Source organism: Microbacterium sp. NPDC090014, assembly GCF_044748285.1.
In the GTDB taxonomy this organism is placed as follows: domain Bacteria; phylum Actinomycetota; class Actinomycetes; order Actinomycetales; family Microbacteriaceae; genus Microbacterium.
The window spans coordinates 638836-654755 of record NZ_JBIVFS010000002.1; the positions used below are offsets into that span (position 1 = coordinate 638836).

Sequence of the window (15920 nt, forward strand, 5' to 3'; positions counted from 1 at the left end):
GCACGCGACGTCGTGACCCCGTGATGACGTCCGCCCTCGCTCTAGGATGGGGGCGATGACCGACACGGCGCCCACGACGACCTCGGAGCGGAGGCTGCGACGCGAGATCGGCCGCCGGCTCGTGCGGGCTCCGCTCGCGTGGGGAGTGCTCCTGCTGGTGGCCGCGACGGTGTGGACGATCGCGGGCGACGACCTGAGCTTCTTCCCGTTCCTGCTCATGCTGATCGGCGGCTGGAGCATCGCCTTCTCCTTCGTCAACGCGACGATGGACATGCGCCCGGTGCGCGCCGGCGTCGCCGTGCACCTGGGTGTCGCCGTGGTGCTGACGGCTGTGATGATCGTCGTGATCGACGCCGGAAGCGAGCTGCTCGCCGGCCTGCCCGAACCCGTGCGGGCGGTCATCGTCGTGCTGCAGATCGCCGCCGGTCCCGCCGCGGGATGGATCTGGCTGGGCCTTCTGTCGCGCGTCACAGACCGCATCGGACGGCGTGATGCCCTCAGGCGCCCGCCTCCTGTCGCACCCGAATGGGAGCGCGCCGAGAACGGCGACGGATCCCACGTCCAGTTCTCCGCCATCGACCTGCGCATGCGGGCGCTGACGGTCGCCATCGTGGCGGTGGTCCTCGTCGTCGGCACCGCGGGCACCGTGCTGCTCATCGCATTCGACGACGCGGTGATGCACATGGGCGCCCGCCTCGCGATCATCCTCACGGGCGCGGTCGTCGGACTGCCGGTCTATCTGACGCTCCGCGCCGTGCTGAGGCGACGGACGCTGTCCTGCAGCGTCGCGTTCGGCGATGACGATCTGCGCATCCGCGCCGGAAACGCAACCCACCGCATCCCCTTCCGGCAGCTGCAGCACCTCGTCTGGCGGACGCGATCGGACTACGCCCGCATCGAGGTGCGCGGCGCGGGCGTCGATCTCTCGCTGATCACCGGGCTCGCGAAGCCGCCGTCGGGCCGCACGGCCGAACTGCCCGCGCTTCCGCGTCGGGTCTTCCGACGACTCGAGCTCGCAGGGCTCGACGTGGAGCGTTCGCGCCGTGATGAGGTTGTGACGTTCTCGCCGCGCCAGAGCGCGCGCGCGAGTACACGATGACACGCGCGTCGGGGTACGGTTTCCTTCATGGGAAGACTGCGATATGACGGCACTTCGGAGCCGATCCTCATCGACGACGAGACGCTCGCTCATCTGAAGGTCATCGTCGGCACGAAGCTCCGTCGCCAGGAGAGCTTCATGATGACCTGGCATCCTCGCGAAGGCGGCGACCCCGGACGTCTCACCGTCTGGATGCACCCGGCGATCCCGCTGCAGTTCCTCTTCACCTCTCCGTACCCGCACAACATCGAGAAGACGCGCATCGAAGAGATGATGCGCGCTCTCAACGCGACGGGCGAGCTCGTGATCGACGACTACGTGCAGCCGAAGGCTGACAGCGGGAGCGCGCCGAAGTCCTGAACTACTCCGCGGGGTATCCGTCTGCCTGGAGACTGCGGGCCAGGTGCACGGCATTGCGCACTGCCGTCGCCGTGGCCTGCGCGACCTTCTCAGGGGTCGTGGAGAGATCCTTGTAGTCGACGGTCTGCATCGCCTCGCCGTTCCAGTAGATCGACGACTGGGCGGGCAGCGAGTACCCGACGTCGTTCAGCGCCTGGAACAGGATCGCGGCGATGTGGTGTGCTCCATCCTCGTTGCCGACGATTCCGGCGATCGCGACCTTGTCGAACAGGATCGGTCGACCCGCATCGTCGGTCTCGCTCAGTTCGGCGTCGAGGCGTTCCAGCACCCGCTGCGCGACACTCGAGTGCTGGCCCATCCAGGTGGGGGTCAGGAACACGAGGATGTCGGCCGCCAGCACCTGCTCGCGCAGAGTCGGCCATTCATCGCCTTCGCCCATGTCGGTCTCGACGCCGGGACTGATCGAGTGATCGACGGCGCGCACCAGCTGGCCGGCGACTCCGTGCTCCGCGAGAGCTTGCAGGATCTGGGACCCCAGGAGGTCGCTGCTCGATTCCGCGGGAGACGGCTTGAGGGTGCAGGAGATGGCGAGGGCAGTCAGTCGTGTGCTCATCCCTGCACGCAATCACCCCCGCGGGCGATCGCCCAGGGGGTTCCGTCGCTGCCGCGTGTGCGCTAGGCGGTATCCTGGATGACGGCCGCTACGACAGGAGATCCCGTGATCCTCAGCTTCATCTTCTTCATGATCCTCTTCCTCGGAGGCATCTGGCTCATGGGTCTCGCGCAGTCGCTCGAGGACTTCCAGGCGATCGTCTTCATCGCCGGCCTGCTCATCGTGAGTCTGTCGCTCGCGTTCGTGATGCGCGCCAGCGGCTCGGCCACCCGTCGCAAGGACAACTGGTCGGGCAACGCCACCGAGTAGTCAGGCGCGTCTGGCCAGCCTCGCCTCGAGGTTGGCCTTCACCGCGGGCCACTCGGGCTCGATGATCGAGAACTCGACGCTGTCGCGCAGCGCGCCGTTGCGGTATCGGCTCATCGCGCGCATGACACCGTCCTGCTTCGCTCCCAGACGTTCGATCGCCGCCCGCGACTGGAAGTTGACCCACTGCGTCGTCAAGCCCACACGGAACACGCCGAGGTCCTGGAACGCGTGCCGGAGCAGCAGCAGCTTCGACTCGGCGTTGGTGCCGGTGCCGTGGGCCGACGGGCGATTCCAGGTGTAGCCGATGTGCAGCCGGGGGACGTCGGCCTCCAGGTCGTAATAGGACGTGAGGCCGAGGATCCGTCCTTCGGCGTCGAACGCGGTGAACGGGATCATCCCACCGGTCTCGATCAGGCCGATCCGACGGTCGATCTCGGCGGCGAGCCCGTCGGGGGAGGGCACCGAGGTGTACCACGCCTGCTTCCACAGCTCACCCTCGAGCAGCGCATCGAGGAGGCCGTCGTGATGAGTCGTCTCCAGAGGTCGGAGTTCGACGAGGCGGCCGGTGAGGGTGATCGGGGCCGGAGTGATGCGGAAGGTCATGCAGCCATTCAATCAGCGCCGCGCCCGGCGCCATGTCACACGATCGGGGCGCGATGCTCCCACTGGCCCCGCCCCATCCTCGCGCCGACGTACGTGGTGTCCCCGACGCGACGCAGCAGCCGTCGATAGGCGGTCACGAGCTCGACGGTCACTCCCAGCTCGAAGGCGAGGCTGGCGGGGTGGGTGCCTCGCGCTCTCTCGGCCTCGGCGTACGCGTCGGCGTCGATCAGCAGTCGGGCCGCCCACTCATCTGCTCGGCGCTCCTGTCGCGCGCGGATCGACGAATCCGCTGTGGGGGTGTGACCGAGCATCGCGTGCCCGAGCTCGTGCGCGATCACGCTGGATGTGGCCCTCGCGCTGAGACCGGGGGTGACCCGGATGGTCGCGGTGTGCGGTTCGTAGCCGCCGGGGCGCCGACCTCGACGTTCGATGAGGTGCAGCCCGTTCTCTTCGAGCAGGCGAAGGAGGGCCTCCATGATCCTCCTCGCCTGGTGGTCGTCAGTCGTAGAGATCGTCGGTGTCGTCAGCGTGCGCGAGAGGAGACTCGAACGCGACTTCGGATTCATCCTGGCGTCGACCACGGACATCGGTGCGGGGGTGCAGGGCGGTGATCGTGGCGCCGCCGCGGAAACCCTCGGAACGGAGCCGCTCTTCGGCACGCGTGATCACCACGTGCGGTGCGATGTCGAGGGCCGCGCTGACCGCGTACAGGATGGGAACCGGGATCGAGCGCTTGCCCGTGACGTAGTTGTCGAGAGCGCTCCTCGCGATGCCGACCTCGCGCGCCATCGCGGCGATGCTGCTTCCGGCGGCGGCGATCTCGGCGCGGAGTTGGCGGCCTACCGCCGCATTGAACTGCTCGCCCGGTGTCTTCACGTGAGTCACGATAGCACCGGCATGAAGCCAGGATGCCGTCATACTGGTGCGCTGAACGCTTGTCGCACCCCGTATGCGGCGATACTGTCTATGAATGACGACAGATGTGCGACGTGCGGTGGCGAATGCGATCGAAGAAGAACTGCGTCGCGGGGGCCGGGACGCACCCTGGCTCTCCGATCGAGCGGGAATCGCCCGCGCAGCGCTCCGCAGGAAGCTCGCGGGTGAGGCCGACTTCACCGTGGCTGATCTGGCCGACATCGCGCAGGCGCTCGACATATCGGTCGCACGGCTCACGCCCTGACCGCACTAGCGTGGGGGTATGAAGACCATCCCCTTCGGATCCGCCACAGCCCCCGCCGTCGTCGCCGGAATGATGCGCATCGATGACAAGGATGATGCGCAGATCCGTGAACTGTACGACACCGCCCGCAGCGCCGGCATCGACTTCTTCGATCATGCCGACATCTACGGCGGCAGCATGCACTTCTGCGAAAGCCGCTTCGCCGATGCGCTGGGCCTGACGGCCGCCGAGCGCGACGAGATCGTGCTGCAGACCAAATGCGGCATCCACCCCGCCGAGGGCACGTTCGACTTCTCATACGAGCACATCGTCCGCCAGGTCGAGGGGTCGCTCGCGGCGCTTCGCACAGACCACATCGACGTTCTCCTGCTGCACCGCCCCGACGCGCTGGTCGAGCCCGAGGAGGTCGCCAGGGCGTTCGACGAGCTCGAGGCCGCAGGCAAGGTCTGCTCGTTCGGCGTCTCGAACCACACGCCGCGGCAGATCGACCTCCTGCGCACCGCGGTCACTCAGCCCCTGGTCGCCAATCAGCTGCAGCTGTCGATCACGCACGCGCCGATCCTCGCGCAGCCGGTCGCCGCGAACATGGCAGGCGAGGACCAGAGCATCGTCCGCGACGGCGGAGGCATCGTCGAGTACTGCCGCATCAACGGCATCACGATCCAGGCATGGTCGCCCTTCCAGGGCGGCTTCTTCACGGGGGTGTTCCTCGGCAACCCCGAGTATGCCGAGCTCAACGCCGTGATCGATCGGCTGGCTGCGTCGTACGCGGTCGCACCGATCGCGATCGCGACGGCGTGGATCACGCGTCACCCCGCGAAGATGCAGGTCGTGCTCGGAACCACGACCCCGCAGCGGGTGCAGGATGCCGCTGCCGGCGCCGACATCGAGCTCACGCGCGCCGAGTGGTACGAGCTCTTCCGCGCGGCGGGTCACCTGCTCCCGTAGCAGGCGCGCGAGACGCGGGCGTCGTCTACCCTGAACACATGCCGTTCCTGTTCTCGCTCCTCGTCATCGCGCTGATGATCGGCGCGCTGGTCGACATCATCCGTCGAGAGGACGCGCAGGTGAGATTCCTGCCGAAGATGGCGTGGATCATCATCGTGATCCTCCTGCCGCTGATCGGCGGTCTGCTGTGGTTCGCGATCGGCAGGGAGTACTCGGAGGCGGGCTTGCGGCTTCCCCGGATGCGGACGGCTGCGCGCCCTGCGACCCGCCGACCCGAGCCACGCCAGGCCCCGCCGGTCGACGCTCGCAGCACGGAGCAGCAGATCGCGGATCTCGATCGTGAGATCGAGGAGTGGCGGCTGCGTCAGGAGATCGAGAAGCGCCGGCGAGACGGCGGCGATGCGTCGTCGAGCGGGGCCGCGGACACGTCGAGCTAGCCGACGCGCTCGAGATCGAAGGACTCCCGCAGGGCGTCTTCGAGGTGGGGATACGCGAACTCGAACCCGGCGAGCGTCAGCTTCTCGGGGATGACCCAGCGGCTCTTGAGGATCAGCTCGGTCTCGGTGCGGATGCCGATGGCGCCGAGCTCGAGCATCCACCGAGGCACCGGCGGACCGATGCGTACCTCCAGCAGCCGCCGCACGGCGGCCATGAAGTCGGCGTTGTCGGTCGGATTCGGAGATGCGGCGTTCACGGGTCCGTCGAGGGTCGGCGTGACCTCGAGGAAATCGATGATGCGGGCGACGTCCTCGACGTGCACCCAGCTGAACCGCTGCCGTCCGCGGCGTGCGCCGGGGCGGTGGCCCGTGCCCGCGGCGCGGCGTGCGCGGCTGATCGGCCAGCGCCCGTCGTGCTGCGCCCCTCCGAGGCCGAGTCGTGCCAGGTTCTTCAGCGGGCCGAGCACGCCGCCGTGGCCGAGCACGATCGCACTGCGCAGGGCCACCCGCCGCGTCCGGGGGAGGTCGTCCGCGAACAGCGCGCGCTCCCACGCCTTGGCCACCTCGACGGAGAACCCCGTGCCGATCTCGCCCGACGACTCGGTCATCGGACGCTCTTCGGCATGACGGTAGATGGTCGCCGTCGAGGAGTTGACCCATAGTGGGGGAGGATTCGCGGCCTTCGCAATCGCGGAGCTCAGCGACGAGGTCGTGTCGAGCCGCGAGCGGAAGATCGCGGCGCGGTTCTCGGGCGTATAGCGGCAGTTCACGCTCTTGCCCGCCAGGCCGATCACGAGCGACGCACCGTCGACGGCCCGATCGATCGCCGCCTGGTCTCCCCAGGAGATGTCGGCGCCGGATCGCGAGACGGTGATCACCTTCCGCCCCGCTGACCGCAGACGGGGGATCAGGTACTGCCCCATGAAGCCGGTCGATCCGCCGATCACGACGGGTCCTGCGGAGCGGGGCATCGGATCCGTCACGGGGTCTCGCTCTCGATCGCGTACTCGAAGAATCCCGTGTACTCGTAGACGCGGCCGAGCAGCGGGGCGTCGATGGTCATGTTCACGTGGTGCCGCTCGCGCTGTTCGTCCCAGCGCTCGACGAGACCGATGCGCGGACTCAGGAAGGGCGGAGCGGTGATGCGCAGGCGCCCGAACCGCATCCCGACCCGGCGGATGGTCAGCACGACGGCACCGTCACGCACGTCGATGTCGAAGGTCGTGACGACCGTGCGACGGGGGCCGATCTCGTTGCGGAGGATGCTGTTCGCGCCGAGGGAGACGACGTCGGGCATGACCCAGGTGCGTCCTGGGAGATCGAAGTGCCTGACTGCCAGCGCCTCGCCCGCGACCGTGCGGTTCTCGATGCGGAACGGGACGTCGTGCTCCCATCCGGCGAACGCGACTCCGAGGGATTCCGCGATGCGGAACACCGGCCACAACCAGCGATGGCGCGAGCCCGCGCTCGTGAACACGCCCGTGCCGACTCCGACATGCCCGTCGGGGATGGTGCGGAAGTACCAGGCGGTCTTCGGGTGGAGTTCCGAGATGCGCTCGCCGAGCGCGCGCTCGTAGGGCGACCGTCGATCAGTGCCGGGTGCTGTCACACCCTCACCCTAGCGAGAGGTCGGACGCAGCAGTCGATCGAGCAGGGCGAGTGCCTCATGCTGCGGCGCGGTGTCGTCGAGGAGCCACTGCGTCTGCAGGCCGTCGGAGGCGGCCACGACCAGGGCGGCGACGGCCTCGGCATCCACGTCCTCGCGTATGAGACCCGTGTCCTGCTGCTCTCGCACGAGCGCGGCCATGTCCGTGCGCAACCGCGCGAAGCGCGTCGTCGCGAACTCGCGGGCAGCCGGGTGCCCTTCTTCGAGTGCGGTCGCGACGAGCATGGAGTAGAGCTGGACGAGCCCGGGGACCTCGCGGTTGGTGCGCGCGGACTCGATCATCCGCTCGACCGGGGTCGCCTCGGCCGGGAGGGCGTCGGGCTGCTGGCGACCGGGCGCCGTGCTCTCCTGGTAGACCGCGACGAGCAGCTCCTCCAGCGACCCGAAGTAGTGGGTGAGGGCCGCATGAGTGACGCCGACGGCACTGGCGATGGAGCGGAGGCTCGTGCGGTCGGCTCCGCGTGCGGCGAAGACCTCGATGGCGCGATCGAGGATCTCCTGGCGACGGGCGATGCCCTTCGCGTAGGCACCGCGCTGCCGCGGGCGATCCTGATCCTGACTCATGAGGCGAGTCTACAGATTGAAAACTTCCGCGCGGAGGTATTTGGTGATAGCGTGCTCGGACAGACGGGTGAAGGCAGCCCGCACGTCACCGACGACCGAAGGAGACCCCGTGGCGATTCAGACTTCCATCCAGCTGTTCACGATCAAGGATCAGCTCGAGACCGACCTCGAAGGCTCGCTGAAAGAGGTGGCCGTCAGAGGCTTCACCGCCGTCGAGCCCTACGACTTCGTGCGCCGGGCTCAGCCGCTCGCCGACGCCCTGTCTGCGGCGGGCCTGACCGCTCCCTCCGGCCACGCGTTCCTCGCCTCCGAGTCGTTCGTCAACCCGGACGGCAGCGGGACCACTCTTCCGGTGCCGTCGCCCGCCGAGGTGTTCGCCGCGGCGAAGGTGCTCGGCATGGGCACCGTCATCGACCCCTACACGGAGCCGGCGCGCTGGGAGTCGATCGAGCAGATCGAGGAGACCGCGCGCCTGCTCAACGAGGCGGCCGCCGTCGGCGCGACCGTCGACGTGCGCGTCGGCTACCACAACCACGCCCATGAGCTCGAGGCCGTCTTCGACGGCGTCACCGGGCTCGAGGTGCTCGCCGGCCTGCTCGACGAGCGTGTCGTGCTCGAGGTCGACCTCTACTGGGTCGCACGCGGCGGGGTCGACCCGGTCGCCCTGCTGCAGCGCCTCGGGGACCGCGTGATCGCGGTGCACGCCAAGGACGGCACGCTCGATCCCGCGCTCCTGAGCGCCTACCCGCCCGCCGATCAGGTGGCAGCCGGCGAGGGCACCGTGCCGCTCATCGAGGCCATCGCGGCCGCCCCCGCTCTCGAGCTCGCGATCGTCGAGTTCGACCACTTCGACGGCGACCTCTGGGATGCGGTCGAGCGCAGCCGCGTCTACCTCGACGAGAAGGTCGCCGGCTGATGGCGATCGGCAACGGACCCGTCGGCGTCGGCATCATCGGCGCGGGCAACATCAGCGACCAGTACCTGTCGAACCTCACGACCTTCCCCGACGTGCGCGTGATCGCCGTCGGCGATCTGCTCGAGGACCGCGCGAAGGCGCAGGCCGAGAAGTACGGCGTTCCTCGCGCGGGCGGTGTCGAGCTCGTGCTGAACGACCCCGAGATCGACATCGTCGTGAACCTGACGATCCCCGCCGTGCACGTCGAGGTGTCGGAGGCGATCCTCGCCGCCGGCAAGCACGTGTGGACGGAGAAGCCGATCGGCGTCAGCCGCGACGAGTCGCAGCGCCTGCTGCAGCGGGCGGAGGCCGCCGGTCTCCGTGTCGGCGTCGCCCCCGACACCGTGCTCGGACCCGGCGTGCAGACCGCGAAGCGCGCGATCGCCCGCGGCGACATCGGTCGTCCCCTCTTCGCCCAGACCACGTTCCAGTGGCAGGGGCCGGAGATCTTCCATCCGAACCCCGCGTTCCTGTATGCCAAGGGTGCGGGTCCGCTGCTCGACATGGGTCCGTACTACGTCTCGGCGCTCGTGCACGTGTTCGGTCCGGTGGCGGCCGTCGCAGCCCTCGGACTCCAGGGTGCTCCGACGCGCACGGTGCAGGTGGGAGAGCTCGCCGGACAGGAGTTCCCGGTCGAGATCCCGTCGACGCTGAGCGTGCTGATGGACTTCGAGCAGGGCGGACAGGCGCAGAGCCTCTACAGCACCGACTCGCCTCTGCTGCGCCAGGGCATCGTCGAGATCACGGGCACCGAGGGCACGATAGTGATCCCCGACCCCAACACGTTCGGCGGACCAATCACGATCACGCGACCGCTGTCCCGCGTGTTCGTGCCGCCGGAGCCGACCGTGCAGGACGTCGTCGACGTCGAGCAGGAGGGCGTGCTCTCGGGACGCGGTGTCGGTCTGCTGGACATGGCGCGGTCGATCGCCGCCGGCCGGACGCATGTCGCCACGGGGGAATTCGGCTATCACGTGCTCGACACGCTGCTGTCGATCGAAGAGGCCGCCGAATCGCGCAGCTTCGTGCAGGTCGAGAGCACGATCGACGAGGTGGGCTCGCTGGATGCCGACTTCGATCCCTTCGAGGCGACTCTCTGAGGTCAGCCGGTGTGGCGGCGGCGGTGCGGTCAGCGCGCCTTCGTCGCCACATAGCGGTCGACGTTCGCGGGTGAGAGCACCTCGCGGGCGACCATGATCGCGGCGCCCAGCACGGCGGCCCGGTCACCCGCCTGCGACTGCACGATGGCGAGGTGCTGGGTCGCCAGGGGGATGGATCGTCGATAGACGACCTCGCGCACCCCGGCGAGAAGGTGCTCGCCGGCGCGGGCGATGCTGCCGCCCAGCACGATGATCGACGGGTTGAGCAGATTGACGACGGTCGCGAGCACCTCGCCGACATCTCGGCCGGCCTGACGGGTCGCCTCGATCGCAGCGGCATTGCCCGAGCGGACGAGGTCGACCACATCTGCGGGACTGTGCGCCGCAAGCCCGGCCTCCCGCAGAGCTGCGGCCAGCGCCGACCCGCTCGCGAGCGCTTCGAGGTCGCGCTCGTCGCCGGGCTCCCTCGTCGAGCCTGCGCCGCTCGGCACCTGGACGTGCCCCAGATCGCCGGCCGATCCCTGCGCGCCGCGCTGCAGCTGTCCGCCGGCGATGATGCCGGACCCGATGCCGGTCGAGACCTTGACGAACACGAGGTCATCGACGTGCGGCCACGTGGTGGCCTGCTCGCCGAGCGCGAGGATGTTCACGTCGTTGTCGACGAGCACCGGCACGTCGAACGTGCGCTGCACGTAGGCGGGGATGTCGAAGCGGTCCCAGCCGGGCATGATCGGCGGGTTGGTCGGTCGCCCGGTCGAATGCTCGACGGGACCCGGCACGCCGATGCCCACCCCGAGCAGCGGGATGCCGGCAGCGCGGGAGGCCTCGAGGAGAGCGCCCGCATCGTCGAGGATCAGATCGAGGAGGCTCTCGGGCCCGTCGCCGATGTCGATCGTGCGGGTGCGCGAGTCGAGGATCACGCCGGCGAGATCGGCGACGGCACTGGTGGCGTGAGTGGCACCGAGGTCGACGGCGAGCACGACTCCGGCACGGGAGTTGAAGGCGAGTCGCGCAGGCGGTCGGCCGCCCGTCGAGACCGCCTCGCCTGCCGGTCGCAGGAGGTCGGCGGCGAGCAGGGCATCGACCCGCAGCGCGACGGTCGACCGCGCGAGACCCGTGATGGTCGCGAGCTCGGCTTTGGTGCGGGCGGTGCCGTCGCGAAGGATCTGGAAGATCTCGCCCGCCCCGGGATTCGCCGCCGCGGCGGTGCGGAGTGCGTCGACCATTGCGTCAGTAAACCACAGACTTGCGCCACCGCTCGGTCGACTTCCGATTCGTTACGAAGAACTTTTGACGAACACCTAGCAAAAGTCGAGGAGCCGTGTCAGACTCACCGCCATGACAACGGATGTCACAGACACCGGTCTCGGGACGATCCGAGTCGGCATCCTCGGCGGGGGATTCATGGCTCGCGTGCATCGCACCGCGGCCAGGGACGCGGGAGGCGAGTTCCGCGCCGTCGCCACCGGCTCCCTCGCGGGCGGGCGTCAGGCCGCGGACGAACTCGGCGCCGTGCGTGCTGAGGCCGATGCCGCCGCTCTCCTCGCGGCCGATGACATCGACGTCGTCCACATCTGCACCCCCAACGCCACCCACGCCGGCCTTGCGCTGCGCGCACTCGAAGCCGGCAAGCATGTCATCTGCGAGAAGCCCCTCGCCACGAACGCGGCGGACGCCCGTGAACTCGCACGGGTCGCCGGATCTCTCGGCCGCGTCACCGCGGTTCCCTTCGTCTACCGCTACCACCCGATGGTGCGGGAGGCGCGGGCCCGCGTCGCTCTGGGCGGCATCGGGGAGCTCCTCACCCTCGACTGCTCGTATCTGCAGGACTGGATGCTCCTCTCCACGGACGATGACTGGCGGGTGCGGTCGGCATCCGGCGGGGCATCCCGGGCGTTCGCCGACATCGGCTCGCACCTCTGCGACCTCATCGAGTTCGTGACGGGCCAGCGGATCCGGTCGCTGAGCGCCCGCACCCGCCGGGTGTTCGCCGAGCGAGCCGGACGGGCGGTCGACACGGAGGACATCGTCGCGATCCTCGTCGAGACCGAGTCCGGTGCCCTCGGCACCCTGCTCGTCTCGCAGATGGCCGCCGGACGCAAGAACGCCCTGACTCTCGAACTCCACGGGACCAGGCAGACCCTGCGCTTCGAGCAGGAGCGCCCGGAGGAGCTGTGGATCGGCATGAGAGAGGAGTCCCGGCTGCTGCTGCGGGACCCCTCCACCGCATCGCCCGACTCGGCTCGTCTGCAGCGGGTGCCCTCGGGGCATGCCATGGGCTATCAGGACGCGTTCAACGGCTTCATCGCCGACGTGTATGCGGCGATCGGCGGCGCGACCCCCGACGGGCTGCCCACGTTCGAGGACGGTGTCCGCTCGGCGGTGCTCACCGAGGCGGTCCTCGCCTCGGCGGCCGCGGACGGACGATGGACGGAGGTGGCGGCATGACCGCGACGATCACAGAGCCGGTGCTCGAGGTCTCGGGCATCCGCAAGTCGTTCTTCGGAGTGGAGGTGCTGAAGGGCATCGACTTCGATGTGCGTCCCGGGGAGGTGCACGGACTCGTCGGCGAGAACGGCGCGGGCAAGTCCACGCTCATGAAGATCATCGCCGGGGTGCAGCCCGCCGACGACGGCGTGGTGCGCTACCGCGGCGCGGAGGTGCGGCACGCACACCCGCGGCAGGCGATGGACGACGGCATCGTGACCGTCTTCCAGGAGTTCACGCTGCTGCCCGAGCGCACGGTCGCGCAGAACGTGTATCTCGGACGTGAGCCCCGACGCGGCGGCTTCGTCGATCAGAAGGCGATGATCCGTCGCACCGGCGACCTCCTCGCCGACCTCGGCGTCTCGTTCATCGACCCGCAGGCCCGGGTCGGTTCGCTGACCGTCGCCGAGCAGCAGATCGTCGAGATCGTCAAGGCGCTGTCGTTCGAGGCGCAGGTCATCTCGATGGACGAGCCCACCGCCGCGCTGAGCGACCGCGAGGTCGAGCTGCTGTACGCGATCATCCGCCGGCTCACGTCTCGCGGGGTGGCGGTGATCTACGTCTCGCACCGGCTCAAGGAGATCTTCGACCTGTGCGACCGCATCACGATCCTCAAAGACGGCGCTCTGGTCTCGACCGATGAGACGAGCGCCCTGACGACCGACGAACTCGTGCGCCGAATGGTCGGCCGATCCATCCAGTCGTACTACCCGGATGCCGTGGCCGGCACCGTCGTCGGCGAGCCGCGGCTCGAGCTCGACGGCTGCGGCAACGCCTTCGTCGACGGCGTCTCGCTCACCCTCCGCGCCGGGGAGATCGTCGGGATCGCCGGGCTCCAGGGGTCCGGACGCACCGAACTGGTCGAGGGGATCTTCGGCATCGACCCGTTCGTGCGGGGCTCGATGCGGGTCGACGGCTCATCCACGCGCATCACGAGCGCCAGGGCGGCGGTGCGCGCGGGACTCGCCCTCGTCTCGGAGGATCGCAAGGCCCAGGGACTGGCGCTCGGGCAGTCGGTGCTCGACAACACCCTGCTCGTGATCCGCAGCGTCTTCACCGCTCGCACCGCCTCGTCCCGTCGAGAGGTGCCCGGGGTGCTCAGCTCGCTGGAGATCAGCTCCCGCGGTCTCGACCAGGAGGTGCGCTTCCTCTCGGGCGGCAACCAGCAGAAGGTCGTGCTCGCCAAGTGGCTGCTCACACAGCCGCAGATCGTGCTCTTCGACGAGCCGACCCGAGGCATCGACGTCGGTGCGAAGTACGCGGTGTACCAGCTCATGCGCGACCTCGCGGCACAGGGCAAGGCGGTGCTGATGGTGTCGAGCGAGCTGCCGGAGGTGATCGGCATGAGTGATCGGATTCTCGTGATGCACGACGGCGAGCTGGTCGCCGAGCTGCCGGCGGGTTCCGCGGAGCACGAGATCCTCGGCGCAGCCACGGGCGCGACGGTCGACGGGGGTGCACGATGAAGAGACTTCGGATCGACTCGACCGTCATCGTGCTCGGGATCCTCATCCTGACGCTCATCGTCGGCGCCATCCTCGTCGGCACCGTCGGTCGCAACTTCTTCAGCCCCGGCAACATCCGCGACATCCTCACCGGCATGAGCGTCCTCGGGCTCGTCGCGATCGGGCAGACCCTCGTGGTGCTGGGCGCGTCGCTCGACCTGTCGGTGACCTACGTCGTGAGTCTGTCGAGCCTTCTGGCGGCGACGATCATGAACGGCAACCCCGGGAACATCCCGGCCGCGGTCTCGATCACTCTGCTCGTCTGCGCCGGGATCGGTCTGGTCAACGGACTCATCGTCACCGTGCTGAAGGTCAACGGGTTCATCGCGACGCTCGGCGTGGGGCTGATCCTGCAGGGGATCCTGAACACCAACTTCGAGGGCTCGGCGGGCAGCGTGCCGTGGGAGTTCCAGCTCATCGGCGCCACCGGAGTCGGGCCCGTGCCGGTGTCGACGATCATCATGATCGCGCTCGCCGTCGTCGTCTGGCTGCTGCTGAACCGCACGCGCACCGGCGCCCACCTGTATGCGGTCGGCGGCGACCCCGAGATCGCGCGCCTGTCGGGTGTGCGCACCCGCCCGCCGCTGATCGCCGCGCACGTGCTGTGCTCCGTCTTCGCGGGCCTCGCCGGCCTGCTGCTCGCCAGCCGTCTCGGCGTCGGCAGTCCCACGGTCGGCCAGCAGGGCGGCTACGCGCTGCTGTCGATCGCGGCCGTCGTGCTCGGAGGCACCCTGCTGCTCGGCGGACGCGGTTCGATCTGGGGTGCCATCGGCGGCGTCGCGATCCTCGCGGTCGTCGACAACGTGATGAGCGTCATGCAGGTCAACCCGTTCCTGAAGGACGTCGTCCGCGGCGTGGTGATCGTCGCCGCGGTGGCCGTCTACAGTCGTCGGTCGATCGTCAGTCGCCGTCCGCGCTTCGGCGTCGGCGGCACGAGAACCGGGGGAGACGACGCCGCCAAGGCGGCCGAGTCCGAGATGGCGGCCGCAGCATCCGAACTCGCCGATACGAGCACCGTGGCGGAAGGAGGCCGGTCGTGAACACTCTGCGCACACTCGTGAGCCCTCGGGGCGCGGTGTTCCTGCTGCTGGTGATCCTGCTCGTCGCCGTCATGATCCTCAACCCGAGCTTCGCGGAGCCGGGGCAGTTCATGAGGTTCATCCAGCGCGTCGCACCGATCGCCATCGTCGCGATCGGCCAGTACTTCGTCATCATCGCGGGCGAGTTCGACCTGTCGCAGGGCTCGCTGATCACCGCGCAGGTGATCGTCGCCGGCAACCTCGTCGGGCAGGACGACTCCCGCACCGTGCCCGTGCTGCTGCTCATGATCGTCTTCGGGGTGGTCGTCGGACTCGTGAACGGTGTCATCACCACGCTGCTCAAGGTGCCCTCCTTCATCGTCACGCTGGGCATGATGCTCGCCCTTCTCGGCGGCGTCATGTGGTGGACCGGGGGAGCGGCCACGGGCAACCCGGCTGACAGCTTCCGCGAGATCGGTCGTGGCGGCATCCGTGACGTGCCGGTGCTCGAGTTCATCCCCTGGGCGGTGTTCATCCTGATCGGGTGGCTCGCGCTGGGCATCTGGATCACCAAGCGCCCGCTCGGCAAGCTCCTCATCGCGGTCGGCGACAACTCGACCGCGGTCGACTTCGCCGGCGCGCGCAGCGCCTGGGTGACGACACGGGCGTTCGTGATCTCGTCGCTCTCGGCCACGCTCTCCGCCGTGCTGCTCGTGGGGTACGCCGGGGTGCATCCCTCGGTCGGCCGCGGCTACGAGTTCGTCGCCATCACCGCCGTCGTCCTCGGCGGGGTCGTGCTCGGCGGAGGCCGGGGATGGATCGTCGCGGCGGCGGCGGGAGCCTTCGCGCTCGAGGCCCTCTTCATGCTGCTGAACATCGCGGGGGTTCCTTCGACGCTGCGAGACGCCGTGCAGGGCGTGATCATCATCGCCGCAGTGGCGTACTCCGCGGTCGCCTTCCGGGCACGGCGCCGGCGAGGCCCGCAGCCGTCTCCGGACGTTCCGCGCACAGAGACCTCAGAACCCGTAACAACCAGCACCATCCACACAGAAACCAGAGGAGATTAGCAATGCGA

Annotated in this window: 20 protein-coding genes; 12 read left to right on the forward strand and 8 right to left on the reverse strand. The window is 69.0% G+C overall.

Going from position 1 to position 15920, the window contains the following annotated elements; translation table 11 throughout:
* The first annotated feature begins 55 nt into the window (after nucleotides 1-55).
* Together ACIPV5_RS16550 and ACIPV5_RS16555 are read left to right on the forward strand one after the other, a co-directional pair.
* A complete protein-coding gene (locus ACIPV5_RS16550) occupies nucleotides 56-1099 on the forward strand; it encodes a hypothetical protein (protein ID WP_400341951.1) in 1044 nt (347 codons plus the stop codon).
* 27 nt (nucleotides 1100-1126) lie between these two features.
* On the forward strand, nucleotides 1127-1459 hold the full coding sequence (locus ACIPV5_RS16555) for a hypothetical protein (protein ID WP_400341953.1): 333 nt from the start codon (nucleotides 1127-1129) through the stop codon (nucleotides 1457-1459).
* 1 nt (nucleotide 1460) lies between these two features.
* Here ACIPV5_RS16555 and ACIPV5_RS16560 read toward each other — a convergent pair whose 3' ends face one another.
* Nucleotides 1461-2072 (reverse strand): flavodoxin family protein, encoded by a 612-nt coding sequence (locus ACIPV5_RS16560; RefSeq protein WP_187250542.1) that lies wholly within the window; start codon nucleotides 2070-2072, stop codon nucleotides 1461-1463.
* A 78-nt stretch (nucleotides 2073-2150) separates the two neighbouring features.
* Here ACIPV5_RS16560 and ACIPV5_RS16565 point away from each other — a divergent pair, with 78 nt between their 5' ends.
* Nucleotides 2151-2381 carry a hypothetical protein gene (locus ACIPV5_RS16565; protein WP_150115093.1) on the forward strand — a complete coding sequence of 77 codons (231 nt, stop codon included), beginning with the start codon at nucleotides 2151-2153 and terminating at the stop codon, nucleotides 2379-2381.
* Here ACIPV5_RS16565 and ACIPV5_RS16570 read toward each other — a convergent pair whose 3' ends face one another.
* Genes ACIPV5_RS16570 through ACIPV5_RS16580 form a run of 3 tightly spaced genes read right to left on the reverse strand, consistent with a single transcriptional unit; the run spans nucleotide 2382 to nucleotide 3860 of the window.
* Complete coding sequence (locus tag ACIPV5_RS16570; RefSeq protein WP_400341956.1) at nucleotides 2382-2984, reverse strand: GNAT family N-acetyltransferase; 603 nt, start codon at nucleotides 2982-2984, stop codon at nucleotides 2382-2384.
* A gap of 35 nt (nucleotides 2985-3019) precedes the next feature.
* Entirely contained in the window at nucleotides 3020-3460 is a 441-nt protein-coding gene (locus ACIPV5_RS16575; RefSeq protein ID WP_082297859.1) for an ImmA/IrrE family metallo-endopeptidase, read from the reverse strand.
* A gap of 22 nt (nucleotides 3461-3482) precedes the next feature.
* A complete protein-coding gene (locus tag ACIPV5_RS16580) occupies nucleotides 3483-3860 on the reverse strand; it encodes a helix-turn-helix domain-containing protein (RefSeq protein WP_232224461.1) in 378 nt (125 codons plus the stop codon).
* A gap of 94 nt (nucleotides 3861-3954) precedes the next feature.
* Here ACIPV5_RS16580 and ACIPV5_RS16585 point away from each other — a divergent pair, with 94 nt between their 5' ends.
* From ACIPV5_RS16585 to ACIPV5_RS16595, 3 genes are read left to right on the forward strand one after another with little or no spacing between them, the layout of a single operon-like run.
* The gene (locus tag ACIPV5_RS16585) at nucleotides 3955-4164 is read left to right on the forward strand and encodes a hypothetical protein (RefSeq protein WP_056279941.1); all 210 of its coding nucleotides are present in this window, start codon (nucleotides 3955-3957) and stop codon (nucleotides 4162-4164) included.
* A gap of 18 nt (nucleotides 4165-4182) precedes the next feature.
* Nucleotides 4183-5112, forward strand: coding sequence for an aldo/keto reductase family oxidoreductase (locus tag ACIPV5_RS16590; protein WP_400341958.1), 930 nt, complete (start codon nucleotides 4183-4185; stop codon nucleotides 5110-5112).
* A 38-nt stretch (nucleotides 5113-5150) separates the two neighbouring features.
* Nucleotides 5151-5549: a PLDc N-terminal domain-containing protein gene (locus ACIPV5_RS16595; RefSeq protein ID WP_400341959.1), complete on the forward strand. Its 399-nt coding sequence runs from the start codon at nucleotides 5151-5153 to the stop codon at nucleotides 5547-5549.
* Here ACIPV5_RS16595 and ACIPV5_RS16600 read toward each other — a convergent pair.
* The 3 genes from ACIPV5_RS16600 to ACIPV5_RS16610 are packed head-to-tail and all read right to left on the reverse strand — an operon-like array spanning nucleotide 5546 to nucleotide 7779.
* Nucleotides 5546-6520: an epimerase gene (locus ACIPV5_RS16600; protein ID WP_400341961.1), complete on the reverse strand. Its 975-nt coding sequence runs from the start codon at nucleotides 6518-6520 to the stop codon at nucleotides 5546-5548. The genes ACIPV5_RS16595 and ACIPV5_RS16600 overlap by 4 nt on opposite strands.
* Before the next feature lie 8 nt (nucleotides 6521-6528).
* The gene (locus ACIPV5_RS16605) at nucleotides 6529-7158 is read right to left on the reverse strand and encodes a DUF4166 domain-containing protein (RefSeq protein ID WP_400341963.1); all 630 of its coding nucleotides are present in this window, start codon (nucleotides 7156-7158) and stop codon (nucleotides 6529-6531) included.
* A 9-nt stretch (nucleotides 7159-7167) separates the two neighbouring features.
* The gene (locus ACIPV5_RS16610) at nucleotides 7168-7779 is read right to left on the reverse strand and encodes a TetR/AcrR family transcriptional regulator (protein ID WP_056279948.1); all 612 of its coding nucleotides are present in this window, start codon (nucleotides 7777-7779) and stop codon (nucleotides 7168-7170) included.
* A gap of 109 nt (nucleotides 7780-7888) precedes the next feature.
* On the opposite strand from ACIPV5_RS16610, the gene ACIPV5_RS16615 reads away from it, so the two are divergent.
* Nucleotides 7889-8695 carry a sugar phosphate isomerase/epimerase gene (locus ACIPV5_RS16615; RefSeq protein WP_295101436.1) on the forward strand — a complete coding sequence of 269 codons (807 nt, stop codon included), beginning with the start codon at nucleotides 7889-7891 and terminating at the stop codon, nucleotides 8693-8695.
* Nucleotides 8695-9834, forward strand: a complete 1140-nt coding sequence (locus ACIPV5_RS16620; RefSeq protein ID WP_053097175.1) for a Gfo/Idh/MocA family protein — start codon at nucleotides 8695-8697, stop codon at nucleotides 9832-9834. The genes ACIPV5_RS16615 and ACIPV5_RS16620 overlap by 1 nt, the downstream gene beginning before the upstream one ends.
* Nucleotides 9835-9863: 29 nt before the next feature.
* Here ACIPV5_RS16620 and ACIPV5_RS16625 read toward each other — a convergent pair whose 3' ends face one another.
* Nucleotides 9864-11060 carry an ROK family protein gene (locus ACIPV5_RS16625; RefSeq protein WP_056279954.1) on the reverse strand — a complete coding sequence of 399 codons (1197 nt, stop codon included), beginning with the start codon at nucleotides 11058-11060 and terminating at the stop codon, nucleotides 9864-9866.
* Between the two features lie 112 nt (nucleotides 11061-11172).
* On the opposite strand from ACIPV5_RS16625, the gene ACIPV5_RS16630 reads away from it, so the two are divergent.
* The 4 genes from ACIPV5_RS16630 to ACIPV5_RS16645 are packed head-to-tail and all read left to right on the forward strand — an operon-like array spanning nucleotide 11173 to nucleotide 15912.
* Nucleotides 11173-12282, forward strand: a complete 1110-nt coding sequence (locus ACIPV5_RS16630) for a Gfo/Idh/MocA family protein (RefSeq protein ID WP_053097173.1) — start codon at nucleotides 11173-11175, stop codon at nucleotides 12280-12282.
* A complete protein-coding gene (locus tag ACIPV5_RS16635) occupies nucleotides 12279-13787 on the forward strand; it encodes a sugar ABC transporter ATP-binding protein (RefSeq protein WP_400341966.1) in 1509 nt (502 codons plus the stop codon). The genes ACIPV5_RS16630 and ACIPV5_RS16635 overlap by 4 nt, the downstream gene beginning before the upstream one ends.
* Complete coding sequence (locus ACIPV5_RS16640) at nucleotides 13784-14866, forward strand: ABC transporter permease (RefSeq protein WP_400341968.1); 1083 nt, start codon at nucleotides 13784-13786, stop codon at nucleotides 14864-14866. Before ACIPV5_RS16635 ends, ACIPV5_RS16640 begins: the two co-directional genes overlap by 4 nt.
* Nucleotides 14863-15912: an ABC transporter permease gene (locus ACIPV5_RS16645; RefSeq protein ID WP_053097169.1), complete on the forward strand. Its 1050-nt coding sequence runs from the start codon at nucleotides 14863-14865 to the stop codon at nucleotides 15910-15912. Before ACIPV5_RS16640 ends, ACIPV5_RS16645 begins: the two co-directional genes overlap by 4 nt.
* The last annotated feature ends 8 nt before the right edge of the window (nucleotides 15913-15920 follow it).

What these genes read in the sequence shown, in the direction of transcription:
- ACIPV5_RS16550 (WP_400341951.1), top strand. Translation starts at nt 56, where the DNA reads ATGACCGACACGGCGCCCACGACGACCTCGGAGCGGAGGCTGCGACGC.
- ACIPV5_RS16555 (WP_400341953.1), top strand. Translation starts at nt 1,127, where the DNA reads ATGGGAAGACTGCGATATGACGGCACTTCGGAGCCGATCCTCATCGAC.
- ACIPV5_RS16560 (WP_187250542.1), bottom strand. Translation starts at nt 2,072, where the DNA reads ATGAGCACACGACTGACTGCCCTCGCCATCTCCTGCACCCTCAAGCCG.
- ACIPV5_RS16565 (WP_150115093.1), top strand. Translation starts at nt 2,151, where the DNA reads ATGACGGCCGCTACGACAGGAGATCCCGTGATCCTCAGCTTCATCTTC.
- ACIPV5_RS16570 (WP_400341956.1), bottom strand. Translation starts at nt 2,984, where the DNA reads ATGACCTTCCGCATCACTCCGGCCCCGATCACCCTCACCGGCCGCCTC.
- ACIPV5_RS16575 (WP_082297859.1), bottom strand. Translation starts at nt 3,460, where the DNA reads ATGGAGGCCCTCCTTCGCCTGCTCGAAGAGAACGGGCTGCACCTCATC.
- ACIPV5_RS16585 (WP_056279941.1), top strand. Translation starts at nt 3,955, where the DNA reads ATGACGACAGATGTGCGACGTGCGGTGGCGAATGCGATCGAAGAAGAA.
- ACIPV5_RS16590 (WP_400341958.1), top strand. Translation starts at nt 4,183, where the DNA reads ATGAAGACCATCCCCTTCGGATCCGCCACAGCCCCCGCCGTCGTCGCC.
- ACIPV5_RS16595 (WP_400341959.1), top strand. Translation starts at nt 5,151, where the DNA reads ATGCCGTTCCTGTTCTCGCTCCTCGTCATCGCGCTGATGATCGGCGCG.
- ACIPV5_RS16600 (WP_400341961.1), bottom strand. Translation starts at nt 6,520, where the DNA reads ATGCCCCGCTCCGCAGGACCCGTCGTGATCGGCGGATCGACCGGCTTC.
- ACIPV5_RS16610 (WP_056279948.1), bottom strand. Translation starts at nt 7,779, where the DNA reads ATGAGTCAGGATCAGGATCGCCCGCGGCAGCGCGGTGCCTACGCGAAG.
- ACIPV5_RS16620 (WP_053097175.1), top strand. Translation starts at nt 8,695, where the DNA reads ATGGCGATCGGCAACGGACCCGTCGGCGTCGGCATCATCGGCGCGGGC.
- ACIPV5_RS16625 (WP_056279954.1), bottom strand. Translation starts at nt 11,060, where the DNA reads ATGGTCGACGCACTCCGCACCGCCGCGGCGGCGAATCCCGGGGCGGGC.
- ACIPV5_RS16630 (WP_053097173.1), top strand. Translation starts at nt 11,173, where the DNA reads ATGACAACGGATGTCACAGACACCGGTCTCGGGACGATCCGAGTCGGC.
- ACIPV5_RS16635 (WP_400341966.1), top strand. Translation starts at nt 12,279, where the DNA reads ATGACCGCGACGATCACAGAGCCGGTGCTCGAGGTCTCGGGCATCCGC.
- ACIPV5_RS16640 (WP_400341968.1), top strand. Translation starts at nt 13,784, where the DNA reads ATGAAGAGACTTCGGATCGACTCGACCGTCATCGTGCTCGGGATCCTC.